At 63.7% G+C, this 976-nt stretch carries 1 protein-coding gene; it reads left to right on the top strand.

All coding sequences use genetic code 11. The annotated features are described in order from the left end of the window. On the top strand, window positions 1-976 hold a 976-nt coding region (locus ACM6IQ_RS22195; RefSeq protein WP_414879875.1), incomplete at both ends, for an Ig-like domain-containing protein.

The raw sequence follows: 976 nt of genomic DNA, 5'->3' as shown, positions 1-976 counted from the left end.
TATCGTCACCGCAGGTGTCGCCGCGGGCTTCCCGCAATCGGCCGAGACCAACACCGGTGCGCTGTTCACCGTCACCGGTTACAACCCGGCCACCGGCGTGGTGAGCTACAGCTACACCCTCAACTACGACAGCGACCACCCGAACGCCGGCGGCGCCAACAGCATTTCCGAGCACTTCGACGTGGTAGCCAAGGATGTCAACGGCAGCACCGCGACCGGACAACTCGACGTCAACATCGTCGATGACACGCCGAACGCCAACCCTGACGCCACTTCAGTGACCGAGGGTGGCGTCGTCAGCGGCAACGTGCTGTGGAACGATGTCGCCGGCGCCGATGGCCCCTTGCTCGGCGGTGGCGTGGTCGGCGTGCGCGCCGGTTCGGACACTTCGACCCCGGTGAACGGCGGGCTCAACACCCAGATCAACGGCACCTACGGTTACCTGACCCTGGACGCCCAAGGCAACGCCGAATACCACAGCTATCCGAACTCCGTGAACGGCCCGGGCGCGACCGATGTGTTCACCTACACCTTGCGTGACAACGACGGTGATGAAAGCACCACGACCCTCACCATCGACGTCAACAACAGCTGTATCAACAACCCGGTCACCCTCAACGGTCTCGACGTGGCGGGCGGCGAACTGACCGTCTACGAAAAAAACCTCACCTACGGCACTGACCCGGATGCCCCGGCCCTGACCCAGACCGGCACCTTCACCGTCAATGCGCCGGATGGCCTGCAAACCCTGACCGTCGGCGGTATCGCCATCGTCACCGCAGGCGTCGCAGCGGGCTTCCCGCAATCGGCCGAGACCAACACCGGTGCGCTGTTCACCATCACCGGTTACAACCCGGCCACTGGCGTGGTGAGCTACAGCTACACCCTGAATTACGACAGCGACCACCCGAATGCTGGCGGTGCCAACAGCATCTCCGAGCACTTTGACGTTGTTGCCACCGATACGGACGGCAGC

It is taken from the genome of Pseudomonas sp. IT-P100 (genome assembly GCF_949767185.1).
GTDB lineage: Bacteria > Pseudomonadota > Gammaproteobacteria > Pseudomonadales > Pseudomonadaceae > Aquipseudomonas > Aquipseudomonas fluorescens_B.
Note: the sequence above shows the minus strand (reverse complement) of the source record. Positions and strands in the feature narration are given on the sequence as shown.